Origin of the sequence: Streptomyces sp. Q6, assembly GCF_036967205.1 — a bacterium.
Taxonomy (GTDB): domain Bacteria; phylum Actinomycetota; class Actinomycetes; order Streptomycetales; family Streptomycetaceae; genus Streptomyces; species Streptomyces citrinus.
Map to the genome: position 1 here is coordinate 2,184,046 of NZ_CP146022.1, position 20,460 is coordinate 2,204,505.

The 20,460-nt window shown below is 73.1% G+C and carries 15 protein-coding genes and 2 pseudogenes; 8 read left to right on the plus strand and 9 right to left on the minus strand.

The window, feature by feature from the left end; translation table 11 throughout:
* Positions 1-2: 2 nt before the first annotated feature.
* From V2W30_RS10220 to V2W30_RS10240, 5 genes and pseudogenes are all read right to left on the minus strand, one after another.
* Positions 3-1,436 carry a lysine N(6)-hydroxylase/L-ornithine N(5)-oxygenase family protein gene (locus V2W30_RS10220; RefSeq protein WP_338695493.1) on the minus strand — a complete coding sequence of 478 codons (1,434 nt, stop codon included), beginning with the start codon at positions 1,434-1,436 and terminating at the stop codon, positions 3-5.
* A pseudogene (locus V2W30_RS10225) lies at positions 1,433-2,817 on the minus strand (pyridoxal phosphate-dependent decarboxylase family protein). The gene V2W30_RS10220 and the pseudogene V2W30_RS10225 overlap by 4 nt, the downstream one beginning before the upstream one ends.
* 266 nt (positions 2,818-3,083) lie before the next feature.
* A complete protein-coding gene (pepN, locus tag V2W30_RS10230; protein ID WP_338695494.1) occupies positions 3,084-5,582 on the minus strand; it encodes an aminopeptidase N in 2,499 nt (832 codons plus the stop codon).
* 122 nt (positions 5,583-5,704) lie between these two features.
* Positions 5,705-6,049: a chorismate mutase gene (locus V2W30_RS10235; protein WP_338695495.1), complete on the minus strand. Its 345-nt coding sequence runs from the start codon at positions 6,047-6,049 to the stop codon at positions 5,705-5,707.
* A 6-nt stretch (positions 6,050-6,055) separates the two neighbouring features.
* A pseudogene (locus V2W30_RS10240) lies at positions 6,056-6,942 on the minus strand (helix-turn-helix domain-containing protein).
* Between the two features lie 177 nt (positions 6,943-7,119).
* Here V2W30_RS10240 and V2W30_RS10245 point away from each other — a divergent pair.
* The 3 genes from V2W30_RS10245 to V2W30_RS10255 all read left to right on the plus strand — a co-directional run bounded on the left by V2W30_RS10245 (position 7,120) and on the right by V2W30_RS10255 (position 11,938).
* Complete coding sequence (locus tag V2W30_RS10245; protein ID WP_338695496.1) at positions 7,120-8,862, plus strand: beta-galactosidase family protein; 1,743 nt, start codon at positions 7,120-7,122, stop codon at positions 8,860-8,862.
* A 309-nt stretch (positions 8,863-9,171) separates the two neighbouring features.
* Positions 9,172-10,077: a hypothetical protein gene (locus tag V2W30_RS10250; protein ID WP_338695497.1), complete on the plus strand. Its 906-nt coding sequence runs from the start codon at positions 9,172-9,174 to the stop codon at positions 10,075-10,077.
* A 151-nt stretch (positions 10,078-10,228) separates the two neighbouring features.
* Complete coding sequence (locus V2W30_RS10255; RefSeq protein WP_338695499.1) at positions 10,229-11,938, plus strand: ankyrin repeat domain-containing protein; 1,710 nt, start codon at positions 10,229-10,231, stop codon at positions 11,936-11,938.
* Between the two features lie 196 nt (positions 11,939-12,134).
* On the opposite strand, the gene V2W30_RS10260 is transcribed toward V2W30_RS10255, so the two are convergent.
* Together V2W30_RS10260 and V2W30_RS10265 are read right to left on the minus strand one after the other, a co-directional pair.
* Positions 12,135-13,076, minus strand: coding sequence for an SDR family oxidoreductase (locus V2W30_RS10260; RefSeq protein ID WP_338695501.1), 942 nt, complete (start codon positions 13,074-13,076; stop codon positions 12,135-12,137).
* Between the two features lies 1 nt (position 13,077).
* Positions 13,078-13,818, minus strand: coding sequence for an SDR family oxidoreductase (locus tag V2W30_RS10265; RefSeq protein ID WP_338695502.1), 741 nt, complete (start codon positions 13,816-13,818; stop codon positions 13,078-13,080).
* A 108-nt stretch (positions 13,819-13,926) separates the two neighbouring features.
* Between V2W30_RS10265 and V2W30_RS10270 the strand changes: the two genes are divergently transcribed.
* From V2W30_RS10270 to V2W30_RS10290, 5 genes are read left to right on the plus strand one after another with little or no spacing between them, the layout of a single operon-like run.
* A complete protein-coding gene (locus V2W30_RS10270; RefSeq protein WP_338703553.1) occupies positions 13,927-14,748 on the plus strand; it encodes an enoyl-CoA hydratase family protein in 822 nt (273 codons plus the stop codon).
* The gene (locus tag V2W30_RS10275) at positions 14,745-15,620 is read left to right on the plus strand and encodes a CoA transferase subunit A (protein ID WP_338695504.1); all 876 of its coding nucleotides are present in this window, start codon (positions 14,745-14,747) and stop codon (positions 15,618-15,620) included. The genes V2W30_RS10270 and V2W30_RS10275 overlap by 4 nt, the downstream gene beginning before the upstream one ends.
* The gene (locus V2W30_RS10280; RefSeq protein ID WP_338695506.1) at positions 15,617-16,393 is read left to right on the plus strand and encodes a CoA-transferase subunit beta; all 777 of its coding nucleotides are present in this window, start codon (positions 15,617-15,619) and stop codon (positions 16,391-16,393) included. The genes V2W30_RS10275 and V2W30_RS10280 overlap by 4 nt, the downstream gene beginning before the upstream one ends.
* A complete protein-coding gene (locus V2W30_RS10285; RefSeq protein ID WP_338695507.1) occupies positions 16,390-17,463 on the plus strand; it encodes an NAD(P)H-dependent flavin oxidoreductase in 1,074 nt (357 codons plus the stop codon). Before V2W30_RS10280 ends, V2W30_RS10285 begins: the two co-directional genes overlap by 4 nt.
* Positions 17,464-17,506: 43 nt before the next feature.
* A complete protein-coding gene (locus tag V2W30_RS10290) occupies positions 17,507-18,412 on the plus strand; it encodes a tyrosine-protein phosphatase (protein WP_338695508.1) in 906 nt (301 codons plus the stop codon).
* Positions 18,413-18,448: 36 nt separating this feature from the next.
* Here V2W30_RS10290 and V2W30_RS10295 read toward each other — a convergent pair whose 3' ends face one another.
* Together V2W30_RS10295 and V2W30_RS10300 are read right to left on the minus strand one after the other, a co-directional pair.
* Complete coding sequence (locus tag V2W30_RS10295) at positions 18,449-20,047, minus strand: DEAD/DEAH box helicase (protein WP_338695509.1); 1,599 nt, start codon at positions 20,045-20,047, stop codon at positions 18,449-18,451.
* 83 nt (positions 20,048-20,130) lie between these two features.
* On the minus strand, positions 20,131-20,334 hold the full coding sequence (locus V2W30_RS10300) for a cold-shock protein (RefSeq protein ID WP_005318814.1): 204 nt from the start codon (positions 20,332-20,334) through the stop codon (positions 20,131-20,133).
* Positions 20,335-20,460: the final 126 nt, after the last annotated feature.

Below are 20,460 nucleotides of genomic sequence, written 5' to 3' on the forward strand. Positions count from 1 at the left end.
CGTTAGTCGACGAGTTTGATCAGGTTGCCGCGCTGCCCGGCCCCTTGGGGGTGCTGGGTGGCGCGGTTCTCGTGTCCGGTGAGGCCGAACGTGGTGAACGCGGTGCGCTGCGGCTGCGGGTAGGGGTCCTTGCCCGTCAGGGAGTTGAGGATGGTGGCGCTGCGCCAGGCGGCGAGTCCGAGGTCGGGGGCGCCCACGCCGTGGGTGTGGCGTTCGGCGTTCTGGACGTACACCGCTCCGGTGACGGACGGGTCGAGGACGAGGCGGAACTGGTCGTCGATGCGCGGTCGTTCGGAGCTGTCGCGGCGGAGGTAGGGGTCGAGGCCGGCGAGCAGTTGGCCGAGCGGGCGTTCCTTGTAGCCGGTGGCGAGGACGACGGCGTCGGTGGTGAGGCGGGAGCGGGTGCCCTGCTGGCGGTGTTCGAGGTGGAGTTCGACCTTGGTGGCGGCGACGCGGCCGGCGGTGCGGACGCTGACGCCGGGGGTGAGGGTGGCGTCGGGCCAGCCGCCGTGGAGGGAGCGCTGGTAGAGCTCGTCGTGGATGGCGGCGATGGTGTCGGCGTCGATGCCTTTGTGGAGCTGCCACTGGGCGGGGACGAGGCGGTCGCGTTCGGCTTCGGGGAGTGCGTGGAAGTAGCGGGTGTAGTCGGGGGTGAAGTGTTCGAGGCCGAGTTTGCTGTACTCCATGGGGGCGAACGCTTCGGTGCGGGCGAGCCAGTAGATCTTCTCGCGGCCTGCGGGGCGGGCTTTGAGGAGGTCGAGGAAGATCTCGGCGCCGGACTGCCCTGAGCCGATGACGGTGATGTGGTCGGCGGCGAGGAGGCGCTCGCGGTGGGTGAGGTAGTCGGCGGAGTGGACGACGGGCACGGTGGGCGCGTCGGCGAGCGGTTTCAGCGGTTCGGGGACGTAGGGCTCGGTGCCGACGCCGAGGGCGATGTTCTTGGTGTAGGTGCGGCCGAGCGCTTCGGCTTCGCCCTGGTCGTCGAGTTGGGTGAAGTCGACTTCGAAGAGGGCGCGTTCGGGGTTCCAGCGGACGGCGTCGATCTGGTGGCCGAAGTGGAGTCCGGGCAGGTGCTCGCTGACCCAGCGGCAGTAGGCGTCGTAGTCGGTGCGCTGGATGTGGAAGCGCTCGGCGAAGTAGAAGGGGAAGAGGCGGTCGCGGGTCTTGAGGTAGTTCAGGAACGTCCAGTTGCTGGTGGGGTCGGCGAGGGTCACCAGGTCGGCGAGGAAGGGGACTTGGAGGGTGGCGCCGTCGATGAGGAGTCCGGGGTGCCAGTGGAAGGCGGGGCGCTGGTCGTAGAAGGCGGTGTCGAGTTCGGTGAGGGGGTGGGCGAGGGCGGCGAGGGAGAGGTTGAAGGGGCCGATGCCGATGCCGACGAGGTCGCGGGGTGCTTCGGTGGTCGTGGGGGTGGAGGTCGGTGCGGGCGCGGCGTTCATCGGGCGGTGTGTCCTTCCACCAGTTTCAGGAGTGCGGCGAGGTCGCCGGGTTCGGTGTGCGGGTTGAGCAGGGTGGCTTTGAGCCAGAGGCGTCCGTCCATGCGGGCGCGGCCGAGGACGGCGCGGCCTTCGGTGAGGAGGTCGCGGCGGACGGCGGCGACGCGGTCGTCGCTCGCGCCGGTGGGCCGGAAGAGGACGGTGGTGAGGGTGGGGGTGTCGTAGAGCTCGAAGGCGGGGTGTACGTCGACGAGGCGCGCGAGGTGGTGCGCGAGGGCGGCGACCTGGTCGACGAGGGCGCCGATTCCGGTGCGGCCGAGTGCGGTGAGGGTGACGGCGATCTTGAGGATGTCGGGGCGTCGAGTGGTGCGCAGGGAGCGTCCGAGGAGGTCGGGGAGTCCCGCTTCGGTGTCGTCGTCGGCGTTGAGGTAGTCGGCGGTGTGGGTGAGGGCGCGGGTGTCGGCCTGGTCGCGGACGGCGAGGAGGCCGGCGGCGACGGGCTGCCAGCCGAGTTTGTGGAGGTCGAGGGTGACGGTGTGGGCGCGGGTGAGGCCGTGCAGTCGGGCAGCCTGGCGGGCGCTGAAGAGGAGGCCCGCTCCGTAGGCGGCGTCGATGTGCAGGCGGGCGCCGTGGTGTTCGCAGATGTCGGCGATCTCGGGGAGCGGATCGATGAGGCCCGCGTCGGTGGTGCCGGCGGTGGCGGCGACGAGTTTGGGTCCGGGGAGGTCGGTGAGGGCTTCGTCGAGGGCGGCGGGGTCGAGGGTGCCGGTGGGGGCGGGCACGGTGAGGGGTTCGGGAAGGCCGAGGAGCCAGGCGGCGCGGGCGAGGCTGTGGTGGGCGTTGGCGCCGACGAGGAGGCGCAGGGGTTCGGGATGGTGGGTGTGCTCGCGGGCGAGGAGGACGGCGAGTTGGTTGGCTTCGGTGCCGCCGGTGGTGACGAGGGCGTCGCTGTCGTGGTGGTCGCCGTAGACCTCGTGGGCGAGGGTGCGGGTGACGAGGGCTTCGAGGGCGGAGGCGGCGGGGGCCTGGTCCCAGGAGTCCATCGAGGGGTTGAGGGCGCCGGCGGCGAGGTCGGCGGCGGTGGCGACGGCGAGCGGGGGACAGTGCAGGTGGGCGGCGCAGAGGGGTCGGCGGGGTCGGCGGCGCCTTCGGTGAGGGCGGTGACGAGGGTGCGCAGGGCGGTGTCGGCGCCGGTTCCGTGTTCGGGGAGCACGTCGCCGATCCGGTCGTGGAGTCGGGCGGTGACGGCGTCGGGGCCGCCGGCGGGGAGCGGGCCGCCGCGGCGGGTGGCGCCGTCGTGGAGTGCGTCGAGGACGGTGTCGAGCAGCGGCCGCAGGGCGTGGGGTCCTCGGGTGCCTCCGGCGAGGGGCGGCAGCGTACTCATGCGTGTCCTTCGGTGCGGTGGCGGTGTCGCGCGTGGGGGTGGCGCACGCGCGTGCGGGGGTGGCCGTGCGGCCGTGGTGCACCAGCCTGGACGGGCGGGGGGTGGCTTGTGGGGGTTTTGTGGCACGCTCCCCTCGAACGGGGGCTGTTCGGCCAGGAATTGAACGTTTTGTGTCGGGTCTGATCATGTGGGTGGTGGGTCGGGAGAACGCGACGGGGCGCTGTCCGCCGGGTCGGCGGACAGCGCCCCGTCGCGGGGTTCGGCGGTCAGGAGCCGGCGGCCTCCCGGACCTTCGCCGCGCGGGCGAGGTCGTCGAGCTGGTCGACGAGCTTGCGGCGCAGGGCGGGGGTGGGGGCGCCGTGGGTGAGGCACTTCTCGCCGAGGCTGAGGGTGTCGGCGTCGATGGCGTACACGGGGAAGGCGTACCGTCCGGCGGCGTCCGCGATGGCGGGGCCGCGGCGGTCGGCGAGGGCGGGGGCGTCGCTGAAGTAGCGGGGGACGTAGCGGCGCAGCAGGTCGGCCTGTTCGGGCTGCCAGAAGCCCTGGGCGGTGGCGGTGAACAGGTAGTTGGACAGCTCCTGGCCGGGGTCGGTGGTGAACAGGGCGTCCCAGGCGGCGTCCTTGGCCTGGGGGTCGGGCAGGGCGGCGCGGCAGCGGGCGGCGCCCTCCTGTCCGGTGGCGCTGGGGTCGTGGGCGAGTTCGGCGTCGATGACGGCGTCGTCGACGGCGCCGAGGACGCTCATCCGGGCGAGGATCCGCCAGCGCAGCTCGGGGTCGAGCTCGGGGCCGCCGGGCACGCCGTTGTCGTACCAGCCGCGGATGGTGTCGGCGTGCTGGGCGGTGTCGATGACGTGGCGTACGGCGGTGAGGCGCAGGCCGGAGTCGCTGCCGTCCTCGGTACGGCGCAGGAGCTCCTCGCACAGGGCGGTGAGGAGGGTGAGGGCGGCGGGCCGGTCGACGGGGCCGCTGTAGCGGTCGGCGACCTGGGTGTGGGCGAAGGCGAGGACGCCCTGGACGAGGGCGAGGTCGCTCTCCTCGGGCAGGTGCGCGGCGGCCGCCTCCAGGTAGGCGGCGGGTTCGAGGTCGCCGTCGCGGACCATGTCGCGCAGGGCGTTCCACAGGACGGCGCGGGTGAGCGGGTCGGGGACGCCGGACAGGCCGCGCAGGGCCGCTTCCTCGGAGGCGGGGTCGAGGCGGACCTTGGCGTAGGTGAGGTCCTGGTCGTTGGGGACGATCAGGGCGGGGCGCGGGCCGCGGAAGGCGGTGGGTTCGCCGGGGACGTCGACGTCGACGCGCTCGCGCAGCACGAAGGCGTGCGGGTCGGCGGGGTCGCGGTCGTAGAGGCCGACGGCGACGCGGTGCGGGCGGCTGCCCGTGCGGTCGAGGGCGAGCGTCCAGGAGGTGTCGGTGTCGTCGGTGACCCGCGCGGTGAGGGTGTCGACCCCGGTGGTGCCCAGCCATGCCTCGGCCCAGGCGTGGACGTCGCGCTCGGTGTGGTGGGCGAGGGAGTCGATGAAGTCGGCGAGCGTGGCGTTGGCGAACTTGTGCCGCTCGAAGTGGGTGTTGATCCCGGCGAGGAAGTCCTTCTCGCCGAGCCAGGTGACCAGTTGCCGCAGCGCGGAGGCGCCCTTGGCGTACGAGATCCCGTCGAAGTTGAGCAGCGCGGAGGCCGTGTCGGGGACGGCTTCGGGGGCGACGGGGTGGGTGGAGGGCCGCTGGTCGGCGTCGTAGCCCCAGGACTTGCGGGCGACGCCGAAGTCGACCCAGGTGTCGGTGAAGCGGGTGGCTTCGGTCAGGGTCTGGTAGCCCATGTACTCGGCGAACGACTCGTTCAGCCAGATGTCGTCCCACCACTGGAGGGTGACGAGGTCGCCGAACCACATGTGGGCCATCTCGTGGGCGATGACCATGGCGCGGGTCTGGCGCTCGGTGTCGGTGACGGCGGAGCGGTAGACGAACTCGTCGCGGAAGGTGACGAGTCCGGGGTTCTCCATCGCTCCGGCGTTGAACTCGGGGACGAACGCCTGGTCGTAGGAGTCGAAGGGGTACGGCTCCTGGAACTTCTCGTGGTAGCGGTCGAAGCACGCGCGCGTGACGTCGAGGAGCTCGTCGGCGTCGGCGTCCAGGTAGGGCGCGAGCGAGCGGCGGCAGTGCAGGCCGAAGGGCAGGCCGCGGTGCTCGGTGCGGACGGAGTGCCAGGGGCCGGCGGCGACGGCGACGAGGTAGGTGGACAGGAGGGGGGTGGTGGCGGCCTGCCAGGTCCCCTCCCCCAGGTGCTCGGTGACGCCGTTGGCGAGGACGGTCCAGCCTTCGGGGGCCTTGACGGTGAGGTCGAAGACGGCCTTGAGGTCGGGCTGGTCGAAGGCGGCGAAGACCCGCTGGACGTCTTCCATGAACAGCTGCGTGTAGACGTACGTCTCACCGTCGGTGGGGTCGGTGAAGCGGTGCATGCCCTCGCCGGTGTGCGAGTAGCGCATGACGGTGTCGAGGCGCAGTTCGTGCGTGCCTTCGGTGAGGCCGGTGAGCGGCAGCCGGTTGCCGTCGAGGGTGGCGGGGTCGAGGGGCTGTCCGTCGAGGGTGACGGAGCGCAGCGCGTCGGGCTTGAGTTCGACGAAGGTGTCGCCCGGGGTGTGGGCGGTGAACCGGATCACGGTGCGGGAGCCGAAGGTGTCGGCGCCGGTGGTCAGGTCGAGGTCGACCGTGTACCGCTCGACGTCGATGAGTCGGGCTCGGTTCTGCGCTTCGTCGCGCGTCAGTACGGGCATGGGGTCATGCTGCCTGATGGCACTGACATCGGGACAGGGGGTTTGTGCCGAGGTCTCCTGCTCAGCCCCCGGACCCCGCCGCTCGGGAGCCGTCGAGGACGCCTTCCGGGCCGGGCGCCTTCTCAGGCGCCGGGGGTGCTCGAGGTCGCCTCGGCGATCTGCTCGTGGTGGCGGATCACCTCGGAAATGATGAAGTTGAGGAATTTCTCGGCGAACGCCGGGTCGAGTTTGGCGTTCTCGGCGAGCTGGCGCAGGCGCTCGATCTGGCGGGCCTCGCGGGCCGGGTCCGCCGGGGGCAGGGCGTGCTGGGCCTTGAGGTGTCCGACCTGCTGGGTGCATTTGAAGCGTTCGGCGAGCATGTGGACGACTGCGGCGTCGATGTTGTCGATGCTGTCGCGCAGGCGGCCGAGCTCGGCGCGGACGGCCGGGTCGACTGCGGGCTGCTGTTCGGGCGTGCTGGTGGTCATGACGGATCAGCCTACGTGGAGCATGGGCGGGTCGTCGGGGTCGGGGATCTTGTCGGACCAGCCACCGGGGACGGCACGGCCCTGTTGTTCGCGGAAGCGGACGGGTGCGGTGCCGACGCGGCGGGTGAACAGGCGGGAGAAGTAGGCGGGGTCGTCGTAGCCGACGCGGCGGGCGACGGCGGCGACGGGCAGTTCGGTGGCGGCGAGGAGTTCCTTGGCGCGGCCGAGGCGGATGCCGAGGAGGTAGTCCTTGGGGCTGCATCCGGCGCCGCGCCGCACGGCCGTGCGCAGTTCGGCGGGGGTCATGCCGTGCCGTGCGGCGTGTTCGGCGACGGACAGCGGCTGGAAGGCGTCGCGGGCGAGCGCCTGGAGGACGGGGTCGCCGTCGGGGGCCATGTCGGCGCGGGCGCGGCGCAGGGCGACGAGGAGCTCGTGGACGGCGGCTCCGGTCTCCACCTCCAGGAGGGGTTGCCGCGGCGGGCGGCGCGGGCGATGCGGCCGACGGCGGCGCGGGCCTGGGCGGCGTCGGAGAGGGGCACGACGGGCCGCTCGGGCTCGATGTAGCCGAGTTCGGTGTACGTGGTGGTGGCGGGCCCGGTGAAGTCGACGAAGCACTCGTCCCAGCCGGTGCCGGGGTCGGCTCCGTAGTGGTGGGGGCGGCCGGGGGTGAGCCAGATCAGGGCGGGCGCGGTGAGGGTGGTGCGGCGCCCTTCGGTGTCCTGGTACCAGCCGCTGCCCGCGGTGACGACGACGGCGACGTGATGGTCGAGGGTGCGGGGTCCGACGGTGGGCAGCAGGCCGTGCTGGAGTCCGACGCCGAGGCAGACGAGGCCGAGCCGGTGGTGGACCGGGCTGGGCGTGAAGTAGCGCATCCAGGTGTGATACGTGGACATGTGTCCCCTCCCGTGGTGATTCGCGCGCCGGTCTCCGTCCGACAAGAGCCGTCCAACAACAGCCGATCTTTGTCCATGGACCGTTCCGTCCGCCAGAGGTGAAGGTGGCGGCCGGTGGGTGATGCGCCCGTCGGGCGGACCCGTCAGGCGGACCCGTCAGGCAAAGAGGAGCACGTGATGGCCGAGTTCAGGGTGGGCGAGGACGACTTCGAGGTGGACGGGCGGCCCGTGCGGCTGCTGTCGGGGGCCTTGCACTATTTCCGGGTGCACGAGGAGCAGTGGCCGCACCGGCTGCGGATGCTGCGGGCGATGGGCCTGAACTGCGTGGAGACGTACGTGCCGTGGAACCTGCACGAGCCGCGTCCCGGTGAGGTGCGCGACGCGGCGGCGGTGGGCCGTTTCCTGGACGCGGCCCAGGAGGCGGGTCTGTGGGTGATCGTGCGGCCCGGTCCCTACATCTGTGCCGAGTGGGAGAACGGCGGGCTGCCGCACTGGGTGACGGGCGCCCTGGGCGCGCGGATCCGCACCAGGGATACGGAGTTCCTCTCCTGTGTGGAGCGGTGGTTCGGAGCGCTGCTGCCGCAGGTCGTGGAGCGGCAGATCGATCGGGGCGGCCCGGTGATCATGGTGCAGGTGGAGAACGAGTACGGCAGTTTCGGCTCGGACCACCTCTACTTGCGCGCTCTTGCCGACCTCCTTGTCGAACTCGGTGTGACAGTGCCGCTGTTCACGTCGGACGGCCCCGAGGACCACATGCTGACGGGCGGTTCGGTTCCCGGGATCCTCGCGACGGCGAATTTCGGCTCCCACGCGCGCGAGGGCTTCGCGACGCTGCGCAGGCACCGCCCCAAGGGGCCGCTGATGTGCATGGAGTTCTGGTGCGGCTGGTTCGACCACTGGGGCGCGGAGCACGTCGTACGCGACGCGCAGGACGCGGCGCGGGCGCTGCGGGAGATCCTGGAGTGCGGGGCGTCGGTGAACCTGTACATGGCGCACGGCGGGACGAGTTTCGGCGGCTGGGCGGGGGCGAACCGGGGCGGGGGCGCGCTGCACGGCGGACAGCTTCAGCCGGACGTCACCTCGTACGACTACGACGCGCCGATCGACGAGTTCGGGCGGCCCACGGAGAAGTTCTGGCTGTTCCGGGAGGTGCTCGCCGCTTACGCGGACGGTCCGCTGCCCGACGTGCCCGAGCAGCCCGCCGCCCTGGCGGGCCCGGTCACGGCCGAGCTGACGGCCTGCACGGCGCTGGGCGGCGTCCTGGAGGCGCTGGGCGGCCCCGAGGCCGAGTACGCGGTGCCCCCGTCGTTCGAGGACCTCGACGTGGACCGTGGCCTGGTCCGGTACGCGGTGACGGTGCCCGGACCGCGGAAGCCGTACCCGCTGCGGGCGGCCGGGCTGCGGGACCTCGCTCTCGTGTACGTCGACGGAGAGCGGGCCGGTGTCCTCACGGAGGACGAGCCGCAGCTCGCGCGGGAGGTCGCGGGGCACGCGCGCGTGGAGCTGTGGGTGGAGTCGCTGGGCCGGGTCAACTACGGTCCGCGCACCGGTGAGTCGAAGGGCGTCACGGGCGGCCTGCTGCACGAGCGGCAGTTCCTGCACGGAGTACGGGCGCGGGGCCTGCGGCTGGACGCGTTCACGGCCGCGGGGGTGGCCGCGCTGCCGTGGGACGGACGGTCCGGCGACGGTCGGGGCCTGCACCGGGGAACGTTCGAGGTGTCCGGGGCGGGGGACGCGGCGCTCGAACTGCCGGGGTGGACCCGGGGGTTCGTGTGGGTGAACGGGTTCTGCCTGGGCCGCTACTGGGCCGTCGGACCACAGGAGTCGCTGTTCGTTCCGGGCCCGGTGCTGCGGGAGGGCGTCAACGAGGTGTGGGTGCTGGAGCTGGAGGAGGCCGGGGAGCGGATCACTCTGCGGTGAGGACGGCCGCCCCCGCAGGGCCCTTCTCCGCGCCCGTGTGCGGCGGAGACGGGTGTCAGGCCCTGTGACAGTTCGTGGGGTCGGCGCGCTGGAGGAGTGCCCGGCCTTGCGCTGCCGCTCCGACACCCCCGGGACCGGTGGCGCGAGGCCCGGCGCGCCCGCTCCGCCGCACCCGATTCCCCCGAGGCCGGCGGAGCGGGCCGCTCTGGCGTGCTGTTCGGGGGCGGCGGGCCCGCCGTACTCTGGAGGCGCCGGGCCCGGGGGCGGGCCCCGGAGGGACACGGCCCGGCGGCCCCTGGGGGTGCGCGCGTGGCGAACGGCGGACCGGTGGTGCACGGCTACCCGCATCTGGAGACCGTACGGTCGGCGGTCACCGCGCTGTACAAGCGCCTCTCGTACGACACGGTGCACACGTTCGCGACGAGTGTCGCCCCGGCGGACGTGGCGTTCTGCGACCAGGACGATCTGCACATGGGGGCGCAGCGCGTGGCCCGCGAACTGGTGCGGCACTACCGGCTGCCCGACGCCCGGATGATCGTGAGCTTCCGCGAGATGCACCACGCGGCGAGCGTCGAACTCGCGGCGGGCCCCGAGTACTTCATCGAGCTGAACGACCGGTTCCGTACGCATCGCAGGGACATCGGGGCGGCGCTCGCGCACGAGGTCATGCACGTGTATCTGCACCGCCTCGGCCTGGAGTTCCCGGGGACGCGCGACAACGAGATCCTCACGGACACGGCCGCGACGTATCTGGGCGCGGGCTGGCTGCTCCTCGACGCGTACCGGGAGGACGCGTCGTCGTCGCAGAAGCTCGGCTATCTGACGCCGGAGGAGTTCGGCTACGTACTGGCGAAGCGGTCGCTGGTGTTCGGTGAGGCGCCGGAGACGTGGTTCACCAGTCCGCAGGCGTACACGGCGTACGCGAAGGGGCTCGCGCAGGCGCGGCGCGACGAGCAGCAGCCGCCGCTGACCGCCGCCGGGTGGGCGGGCCGGCGCCGGTACGCGAAGGACCGCCGTTACGCGCAGGATCACGGGACGCGCGGGCCCGCGCCGGCGGGCCCCTACACCTTCTCGGCGGAGGGTCCGCAGGACAGGAGCGGGTTGCGGGTGGCGTTCCCCTGTCCTACGTGCCATCAGCGGATCCGGGTTCCGGTACGGGGACGGGTGCGGGCGCGGTGCGGGTTGTGCCGCACGGTCCTGGAGTGCGATACGTAGCGCGGCGGCGCCCGGGGAGGCGGCTCGGAGGTGCCTCCGGAGGTGTGTCCGGAGGGTGGCCGGAGGGGTGTCCGGGGGGGCTCGGGGGCGGCGCGAGTCTTTTGCCCGCAATTGCTTTGCGTTCGGGGGGTCTGCGGGTGAGGCTCGTCGTATGGAGGACGAGCGGAAGGCGGGTGTTTCCGGCCTGTTCGAGGCGGTGCACGGCGGTGACGAGGACGCGGTGGTGCGGCTGTTGCGGGCCGGAGTGCCGGGCGAGGTGTGCGATACGGACGGGGAGAGCGCGCTGTACCGGGCCGCGATGTGCGACGAGCCCGGCATCGTACGGCTGCTGCTCGCGGCCGGCGCGGACCCCGACAAGTTGAGCAGTGGTACGGATCTGCCGTTGTGCGGGGCGGCGTGCGGCGGGCACGCCGAGGTGGTGCGGGCCCTGCTGTCGGCGGGGGCGCGGGCGGACGGGGTGGAGCAGGGCGGCTGGCGGGCGCTGACGTGGGCGGTGCAGTTGGGGCACGAGGCCGTGGTGCGGGCCCTGCTCGACGGCGGCGCGGACCCTCGACTGCCGGGTCCGAGCGGGGAGTTGCCGCTGGTAGTGGCCGCGCGGCGCGGGTCGACCGGGTGTGTGCGGGCGCTCCTCGAACAGGGGGCGGCGGGGCGCGAGGAGGCGCTGGCGGAGGCGCGGCGGTGGTTGGGGGTGGATGTGGCGGAGCGGTTGCGGGAGGGGCTTGTGGCGTCGGTGCCGGACGGCGCGTCCCGGGAGGCGGTGGTCCAGCGGTTCCCGGAGGACGGCGGCGTCACGGTCGTCGTCGAACTGCTCGACGCGACGGGCCGCCCGACGAGCGGCAACCATCAGCAGACGGGCCATGCCGCGATCGCCACGCTCCTGGAGGCCGACCTCGGCGTCCCGACACCCGCGGCCGAGTTGGCCGACCGGGCGGTGCGCTGCGGCGACCCCGACAACGACGACTGGATCGAGGCGATGGAGGTGCTGCGCCGCCGCGGCGACGACGCGACGTTCCGCGCGGCGGCGGCGTGGTGCGTGGACCGGGAGCCGTTGCGGCGGGCCTTCGCGGCGGATGTGCTGGGGCAGTTGGGGTCGCCGGGTCCGGGCGGGGTCCGTCCGTTCGCCCGCCGGGCGTTCCCTTCGCTACGGAGGATGGCTCGACGCGGGAACACGGCGGCGGGGGCTGGGGCCGCGGCGGGTGCTGGGGCTGGGGCTGGAGCCGGGGCCGGGGCCGAGAGTGGGGCCGGGGCCGAGACTGGGACTGGAGCCGGGGCCGAGAGCGGGACTGGGGCCGGGGCCGGGGCCGGGAGTGGGGCCGGGGACGAGAGTGGCGCCGAGGGTCCGAGCTGGTTCGAGCTCCGTTCCATCATCGGCGCGTTCGGGCAGTCGACCGACCCCGCCGCCGTGCCGGAGGTGATCCGGTTCGCGGGTCATACGCATCCCGAGGTACGGCGTGCGGTCGCCCTCGCCCTGCACGGCCTGACCGGCGGTGTTCCCGGGGCCGCTGGGGACTCGGGCGACGACAGTGCCGCCGTCGACGCGCTCCTCGCCCTCACCCGCGACACCGATCCCGGCGTCCGGACGTGGGCCGCGGCCGCGCTCGCCGGAACCGGGGCGGACACCCCGCGGGTGCGTGCCGCGCTGGCCGCCCTGCTGGACGACCCGCGGGACGACGTGGCGGCGGAGGCGGCCCGCGGGCTCGCCGTCCGCCAGGACGCACGCGCCGTGGACACGCTCGCGCGACTGCTGGCCTGCGCCACGCCCGGCGACTACGCGCGTGACGTGGCCCAGGACGGCGCCCGCGCCCTGACCGACGTACGGGTCAGGAATCGACTGGAGTGGACCCTCCCGCGCCGGAGTTGAGCGACCCGACGCCCCTCCCCGCCGAGGGAGGGGCACGGCGTCGAGAGTGCCGCGGGCCCGCCCTGCGCGCAGCAGCGCGCCGTGGTGGCCGCGCCGCACGGCGAGCACCTCGTACGGGGCGAGGGCTTCGACGGGCCGTCCGGTCTCACCGCGGGCGCGCCACGTCCACGCGTCGGCCAGGAGATACCTCACGGCGTCAGGAAGCCCCGTACACCTCCCCCGGTGTTCGTGCCCGCTGCACCAGCTCCCGCGCCGCGTCCCCCGCCCCCGACGGAGTCCACCGCTCGCCCTTGTCGACGGTCGGTCCCGGGTGCCAGCCCTCCATCACGGTGATCCGGCCGCCCTCGACCTCGAAGACCCGCCCGGTCACCCCGTCGCTGGGCGCGCCCGAGCCGAGCCAGACCACCAGCGGTGACACGTTCTCCGGGGCCATCGCGTCGAAGGCGCCCGCCTCGGGGGCCGCCATCGTCTCGGCGAACGCGGCCTCGGTCATCCGGGTCCGCGCGGCCGGTGCGATCGCGTTGACCTGTATCCCGTACCGGCCCATCTCGGCGGCGGCCACCAGGGTGAGGCCGAGTATCCCGGCCTTGGCGGCGCTGTAGTTGCCCTGGCCGACCGACCCCAACAGGCCGGCCCCGGACGAGGTGTTGACGACGCGGGCGACCGGCGTGCGGCCCGCCTTCGCCTCGCCGCGCCAGTAGGCCGCGGCGTGCCGGAGCGGCAGGAAGTGGCCTTTGAGGTGGACGCGCAGCACGGCGTCCCAGTCGTCCTCGTCGAGGTTGACCAGCATGCGGTCGCGCAGGAACCCGGCGTTGTTCACCAGGGTGTCGAGCCTCCCGAAGGTGTCGACGGCCGCGGCGACGAGGGAAGCGGCCCCCTCCGACGTCGCGATGTCGCCGCCGTGCGCGACCGCCTCGCCACCCGATGCCCGTATCGCGTCGACCACGTGGGCCGCCGGGCTGTCGGGGGCGGGCTGTCCGTCGAGCCCCACCCCGAGGTCGTTCACGACGACCTTCGCCCCTTCGGCGGCGTACGCGAGGGCATGCGCGCGGCCCAGGCCACGGCCCGCCCCGGTCACCACGACCACGCGTCCCGCGCACAGACCGCCGCCCGCCGACGCCGCACCCTGATCCGTCATCTCATGCCTCCTTGTTGGCCGTTGCCGCGTCGAGAAAGGCGGGGCGCTCCCCGCCGCCGTGCACGAGCAGGCTCGCCCCGCTGATGTACGAGGCGGCGTCCGACGCCAGGAACACCGCCGCCTCGCCGATCTCGCGGGGCTCGGCGAGCCGTCCCAGGGGCACCGTCGCGCCGACCGCGGCGATGCCCGCCTCGTCCCCGTAGTGCAGGGCCGAGAGTTCCGTGCGCACCATGCCGAGGACCAGCGTGTTGACCCGGATCTCCGGCGCCCACTCCACGGCCATCGACCGCGCCAGGTTCTCCAGGCCCGCTTTCGCCGCCCCGTACGCCGCGCTGCCGGGTGAGGCCCGGGTGGCGCTGACGCTGCCGATCATCACGATCGATCCGCGCGCCGCGGCGAGCCGCTCGCGGGCGGCGAGGGACGCGGTCAGCGGCGCCGTCAGGTTCAGCTCGATGACGCGTGCGTGCCGCTCGGCGTCGCTGTCGCCGAGCAGCCGGTACGGCGTACCGCCCGCGTTGTTCACGAGGACGTCGACCCGGTCGAGGCCCGCGAAGAAGTCCCGTACGGCGGTGGCGTCCCGCAGGTCGACCGACAGGAACTCACAGCCCGCCAAAGGCACTTCGGGCGGCCTGCGCGCACAGATCACCACACGTGCCCCGGCCTGCGCGAAGGCGCTCGCGATCCCCGCGCCCACCCCCCTCGTACCACCGGTCACCACCGCGACCCGGCCCGTCAGATCCATCTCCCGCCCCTCTCCCCCGCACCCCGCCCGGCCCATTCCGCTGCCTGCCGTCGCCTGCTACGGTCATGTTCACCAAACAAACGTTAGGTGGAAAGGCAGCTGAACGCCATGGGTGTCCACACCTCCTCACCCGAAAAGGGGATCGCCGTCGTCACGGTGGACTTCCCTCCGGTCAACGCGCTGCCGGTACAGGGCTGGTACGACCTGGCGGACGCCGTGCGCGCCGCCGGCCTCGACCCCGACGTGCGCTGCGTGGTGCTGACGTCCGCCGAGGGCGGCCGGGGGTTCTGCGCAGGGGTGGACATCAAGGAGATGCAGCGCGAGACGGCCGCGGCGAAGGGCGGCCACAGCGTGCTCCTCGGCGCCAACCGCGGCTGCTACGAGGCGTTCTCGGCGGTGTACCGGTGCGAGGTGCCGGTCGTGGCGGCCGTCGCCGGGTTCTGCCTGGGCGGCGGCATCGGGCTCGTGGGGAACGCGGACGCGATCGTGGCGAGCGACGACGCCACGTTCGGCCTGCCCGAGCTGGACCGTGGCGCGCTCGGCGCCGCCACGCACCTCTCGCGCCTGGTCCCCCAGCATCTGATGCGCGCCCTCTTCTACACGTCCCGCACGGCCACCGCCGCCGAACTGCACGCGCACGGTTCGGTGTGGCGGGTCGTCCCGCGCGAGCGCCTGCGCGAGGCGGCGGTGGAGCTGGCGCGCGACATCGCCCGCAAGGACGGCAGCCTCATCCGCCTCGCGAAGGCCGCGCTGAACGGCATCGACCCCATGGACGTCCACCGCAGCTACCGCTTCGAGCAGGGCTTCACCTTCGAGGCGAACCTCAGCGGCGTCGCCGACCGGGTCCGCGAGACGTTCGGACAGCCCGACACGTCCGGGCAGTCCGGTACCTCCGGACAGTCCGGTACGTCCGGACAGGAGGACACATGACCATGACGGACCGGAACCGGACCACGACGGACAAGACCATGACACCCGACGAGGTCGTCGCCCGCCTGCGCAGCGGCATGACCGTCGGCATCGGCGGCTGGGGCTCGCGCCGCAAACCCATGGCGCTGGTGAGGGCGTTGCTGCGCAGCGACGTGACAGACCTGACCGTCGTCTCGTACGGCGGCCCGGACGTCGGACTGCTCGCCGCCGCCGGGAAGATCCGCAAGCTGGTCGCCGCGTTCGTGACGCTCGACTCGATCCCGCTCGAACCGAACTTCCGGGCCGCGCGCCAGCAGGGCACGGTGGAGATGGAGGAAGTCGACGAGGCGATGTTCATGTGGGGCCTGCACGCGGCGGCGAACCGGCTGCCGTTCCTGCCGGTGCGGGCGGGCATCGGCTCGGACGTGATGCGCGTCAACCCGCGTCTGCGGACCGTCACCTCACCGTACGAGGACGGGGAGACGTTCGTCGCGATGCCCGCGCTGCGCCTGGACGCGGCGCTCGTGCACGTGAACCGCGCGGACCGGCACGGCAACGGCCAGTACCTGGGCCCCGACCCGTACTTCGACGACCTGTTCTGCGAGGCGGCCGACGCGGCGTACGTCTCCTGCGAGCGGCTGGTCGACGGTTTCGGGAGCGATGTCGTCCCGCAGTCCCTCCTCATCAAGCGGTACGCCGTGACGGGCGTCGTCGAGACGCCGAACGGGGCGCACTTCACCTCCTGCGTGCCCGACCACGACCGGGACGAGGCGTTCCAGAAGCTGTACGCGACCACGCCCTGGCCCGAGTTCGCCGCGCGGTTCCTGCCGCCGGGCGGCGACGAGAAGCAGTACCAGTCCGCCGTACAGGCCTGGCACGAGGAGCAGAAGTGACCTCCCCCGAGACGGGCGCCGAGGCCGGCGCCACCACCGTCAGCCGCGCCGAGTACTGCGTGATCGCGTGCGCCGACGCCTGGCGGGACGACGGGGAGGTGCTCGCCAGCCCCATGGGCCTGATCCCGTCGGTCGGGGCGCGGCTCGCCAAGCGGACCTTCTCCCCCGATCTGCTGCTCACCGACGGCGAGGCGACACTGATCGGCCTCGACGGCGAGGCCGAGGGCTGGCTCCCGTACCGGCAGCATCTGGCGATGGTGAGCGGCGGGAAGCGGCACGTGATGATGGGCGCGAGCCAGCTCGACCGGTTCGGGAACCAGAACATCTCGTGCATCGGCGACTGGGCGCGGCCCGACCGGCAGCTGCTCGGGGTGCGCGGCGCGCCCGTCAACACCCTGAACAATCCGGTGAGTTACTGGGTTCCGCGGCACAGTCGCCGGGTCTTCGTCGAGAAGGTCGACATGATCAGCGGAGTGGGGTACGACAGTGCGGCCGCGGCCGGGCCTTCGGCGACCCGCTATCACCGTCTTCCGCGCGTCGTGACGAACCTGGCCGTCCTGGACTTCGAGACGCCCGACCACGCGATGCGGCTGGCCTCCGTCCATCCGGGGGTCACGGTCGAGGAGGTGCGGGAGGCGACGGGTTTCCGGCTCGCGCTGCCGCGGGGCGGCGAGGTGCCCTTCACGCGTGAGCCCACGGCCGAGGAACTGCGGCTGATCCGGGAGGTCGTCGACCCGAAGGGGACGCGGGAGCGGGAGGTCCCGTCCGTATGAGCGGCGGCGGCGCGTTCACGCTCAGTACGCCCCTGACCGAGCTCGTCGGCGTGCGCCACCCCCTCGTCCAGACCGGCATGGGCTGGGTCGCGGGTCCCCGGCTCGTGTCGGCCTCGGCGAACGCGGGGGCGCTCGGCATCCTCGCCTCCGCGACCATGACGGTCGATCAACTGCGTTCCGCCGTACGGGAGGTGAAGTCCCGCACCGACGAGCCGTTCGGCGTGAATCTGCGGGCCGACGCGGGCGACGCGCGGGAGCGGGTCCGGATCATCGTGGACGAGGGCGTGAAGGTGGCCTCGTTCGCGCTCGCCCCCTCGCGCGAGCTGATCGCCGAGCTGAAGGACGCCGGGGTCGTCGTCATCCCGTCGATCGGGGCGCGGCGGCACGCGGAGAAGGTCGCGGCGTGGGGCGCGGACGCGGTGATCGTGCAGGGCGGCGAGGGCGGCGGCCATACGGGCGAGGTGGCCACCTCGGTGCTGTTGCCGCAGGTCGTCGACGCGGTGGACATACCGGTGGTCGGCGCGGGCGGCTTCCACGACGGGCGTGGCCTGGTCGCCGCGCTCGCCTACGGGGCGGCGGGCGTCGCGATGGGGACACGGTTCCTGCTGACGTCCGACTCCACGGTCCCCGACGCGGTGAAGGCCCGCTATCTCGCGGCGTCGGTGAAGGACGTCACCGTGACGCGGGCGGTCGACGGTCTTCCGCATCGCATGCTGCGCACGGATCTCGTGAACTCCCTGGAGAGCGCGGGGCGTTCGCGTGCGCTGTTCCAGGCGGTACGGCGCGCCGCCGGGTTCCGCAGGCTCTCCGGTCTCTCCTGGCCGCAGATGGTCAGGGACGGGCTCGCCATGAAGCACGGCAAGGACCTCACCTGGAGCCAGGTCCTGCTCGCCGCGAACACCCCCATGCTCCTGAAGGCGTCCATGGTCGAGGGCCGCACCGACCTCGGCGTGATGGCGTCGGGCCAGGTCGCGGGGCTCATCGAGGACCTGCCCAGCTGCGCGGAGCTCGTCGACCGCGTGCTGGCCGAGGCCCGGCACGTGCTCGGCACCCTGCCGACACCAGGGTGATCCACAGGCCGTCGACCGGCCGCTTCCGCAAGGGAGTTCACGTATGCCAGCCACGAGCAGAGCCATGTTCCCGCGGCGCCGGGTGCTCGGCGCCGCCCTCGGCACGGTGACGGCGGCGGCACTCGCCCCGGCCGTCGCCACCGCCGCTCCCGGCACCCCCAGGATCCGGCAGATCCCGCTGCAAGGAGCGGTGAACGTCCGTGACATCGGCGGCCACCGGGCCGGCCACGGCGGCCGGGTGCGCCACGGGCTGGTCTACCGGGCCGACGCGCTGAGCAAGCTGACCGCTGCCGACGTGACGACGCTCAGCGCGCTGAGGCTGCGTCAGGTCGTCGACTACCGGGTGCCGTTGGAGGTCCAGTACGACGGCGCGGACCGGCTGCCCGCGGGGGTGCCCGGCGTCGCGCGCCCGGTCACGGACAACGGCCTGTACGCGCGGATCCTGGCCGCCATCGCCTCCCAGGACCCGGTCCGGCAGGAGGAGATGCTGGGCGGCGGGCGGGCGGCCGCGTTCATGCGGAGCGTCTACCCGATGTTCGTGACCAGCGCCGACAATCGCGCGCGGTTCGCGGCGACGCTGCACGACATCGCGTACGGCAGGGGCAGCCTGCTGTACCACTGCACCTCCGGCAAGGACCGCACCGGCTGGACGACGTACGTGCTGCTGCGCCTGCTCGGCGTGCCTGAACGGATCGCTGTCGACGACTACTTGGCGTCCAACACCTTCCGCGCGGCGCACGACGCGAAGCTGCGCGAGAGCCTGCGGCAGTCCGGTGCGATGCGCGATCCGGAGCTGCTGATCCCGCTCCAGGAGGTGCGCACGGAGTACCTGGGGGCCGCCCTCGATCAGGTCCGCGCCGACCACGGCAGCCTCCGCCGGTACGTCACCGACGGACTCGGTGTCGACCGGCGCACGGTGGCGATGCTGCGGGCGCGACTCGTCGAGTGAGTCGCGCCCGTCTCCTTCGAGGTACCTTCGGCCGGGTTACGCGGCGGCCTTGCGGGGGCCACGCGGACCCCGGCCACGCCGGGCGCCACCGGCGCCCGCGCCGGTCCCGGAACCCGCACCGGCGCCGTTCGCACCGCCACCGGCGGAGCGGCGGCGGCCGCCGGACCCGGCGGCCGAGGAGCGCTGCTGGCCCTCGCCACCGGCCGCACGGCCCGTACCCCCGTTGCCGGAACCGGCACCGCGGGAGCGGCGCGAGCGGCGCGGCTTCGAGGCGGCGGACGGCGCGGTCGGCTCGGGCACGGCGATGGTGACGGCCACCCCGGACGGCTCGCGGGCGCCGGTGATCTCCACCAGCTCCTCGTCCGTGGACCGGACCTGCGTCGTACGGGGCTGGACCTTGGCGTCGCGCATGAGGCGCTGCACATCGCGCTTCTGCTCGGGCAGGACCAGCGTCACGACGCTGCCGGACTCACCGGCGCGGGCGGTGCGGCCGCCGCGGTGCAGGTAGTCCTTGTGCTCGGTGGGCGGGTCCACGTTCACGACGAGGTCGAGGTCGTCGACGTGAATGCCGCGCGCGGCGACGTTCGTGGCGACGAGCGCGGTGACCCGGCCGTCCTTGAACTGCTCCAGCGTGCGGTTGCGCTGCGGCTGGCTGCGGCCGCCGTGCAGCGGCGCGGCGAACACGCCGCTGGCCAGCAGGCGCTTGGCGAGCCGGTCGGCGGAGCGCTTGGTGTCGACGAAGAGGATGACGCGGCCTTCACGCGCGGCGATGCGCGCCGTGACGGCCTTCTTGTCGGTCTCGTCGAGCAGGTGCAGGACGTGGTGCTCCATCGTCGTGACGGCGCCCGCGGACGGGTCGACCGAGTGCACGACGGGGTCGGTGAGGAACTGCCGTACGAGACGGTCCACGTTCCGGTCGAGCGTCGCGGAGAACAGCATCGTCTGGCCGCCCGCCTCGACCTGCTTGAGCAGCGCGGTGACCTGCGGCATGAAGCCCATGTCGGCCATCTGGTCGGCCTCGTCGAGGACGGTGATGCGGACCTGGGCGAGGTCGCAGTCACCTCGCTCGATGAGGTCCTTGAGGCGGCCGGGGGTGGCGACGACGACCTCGGCGCCACGGCGCAGCTGGCCGGCCTGCCGCGCGATCGACATGCCGCCGACGACGGTGGCCATGCGCAGGTTGACCGAGGTGGCGTACGGGGTGAGGGCGTCGGTGACCTGCTGGGCCAGCTCGCGCGTGGGGACGAGCACGAGGGCCAGCGGGGTGCGCGGCTCGGCCTTCGCACCGGCGGTGCGGGCGAGCAGCGGAAGCCCGAAGGCGAGGGTCTTGCCGGAGCCGGTGCGGCCGCGGCCGAGCAGATCCCGTCCGGCGAGAGAGTTGGGCAGCGTCGCGGCCTGGATCGGGAAGGGCGCGGTGACGCCCTGCGCGGCCAAGGTCTTCAACAGGGCTGCGGGCATGTCGAGTTCGGCGAAGGTGTCGACCGGGGGCAGCGCGGGAGTGGTGTTCTCCGGCATGGTGAACTCGCGCGGCGGCGTGGGCTGCTGCCGGCGCTGCTGCTCGGGGGCGCGGCGCTTTCCGCCGGTGGTGGCGGGGCGGGGACTGCGACGGCGGGACGGGCGGGGTGAGCTGGCCATGCGGCATGCCTTCCGGGGACGGGGACAGCGCGAGCCGGGGCCCGCACCGTCAGCGGTGCGGACCCCGGCCCGGTGATGCTGGATCAGGCGGGGAGGATGTTCTCCGCCTGCGGGCCCTTCTGGCCCTGCGTCACGTCGAACGTGACCTTCTGGCCCTCCTGGAGCTCACGGAAGCCCGAGGTGGCGATGTTCGAGTAGTGGGCGAAGACGTCGGCGCCGCCGCCGTCCTGCTCGATGAAGCCGAAGCCCTTTTCCGAGTTGAACCACTTCACGGTACCGGTGGCCATGTCATTCTCCTTGAACAGGTAGCAGCCCCCATTCCGAGAACGCTCATGGGAACGCCGGATTCCGGGAACACACCCCGGAAAACAATAATGCGCCTGAGGAACATTCCCGTCAGGCGCACATAAAGT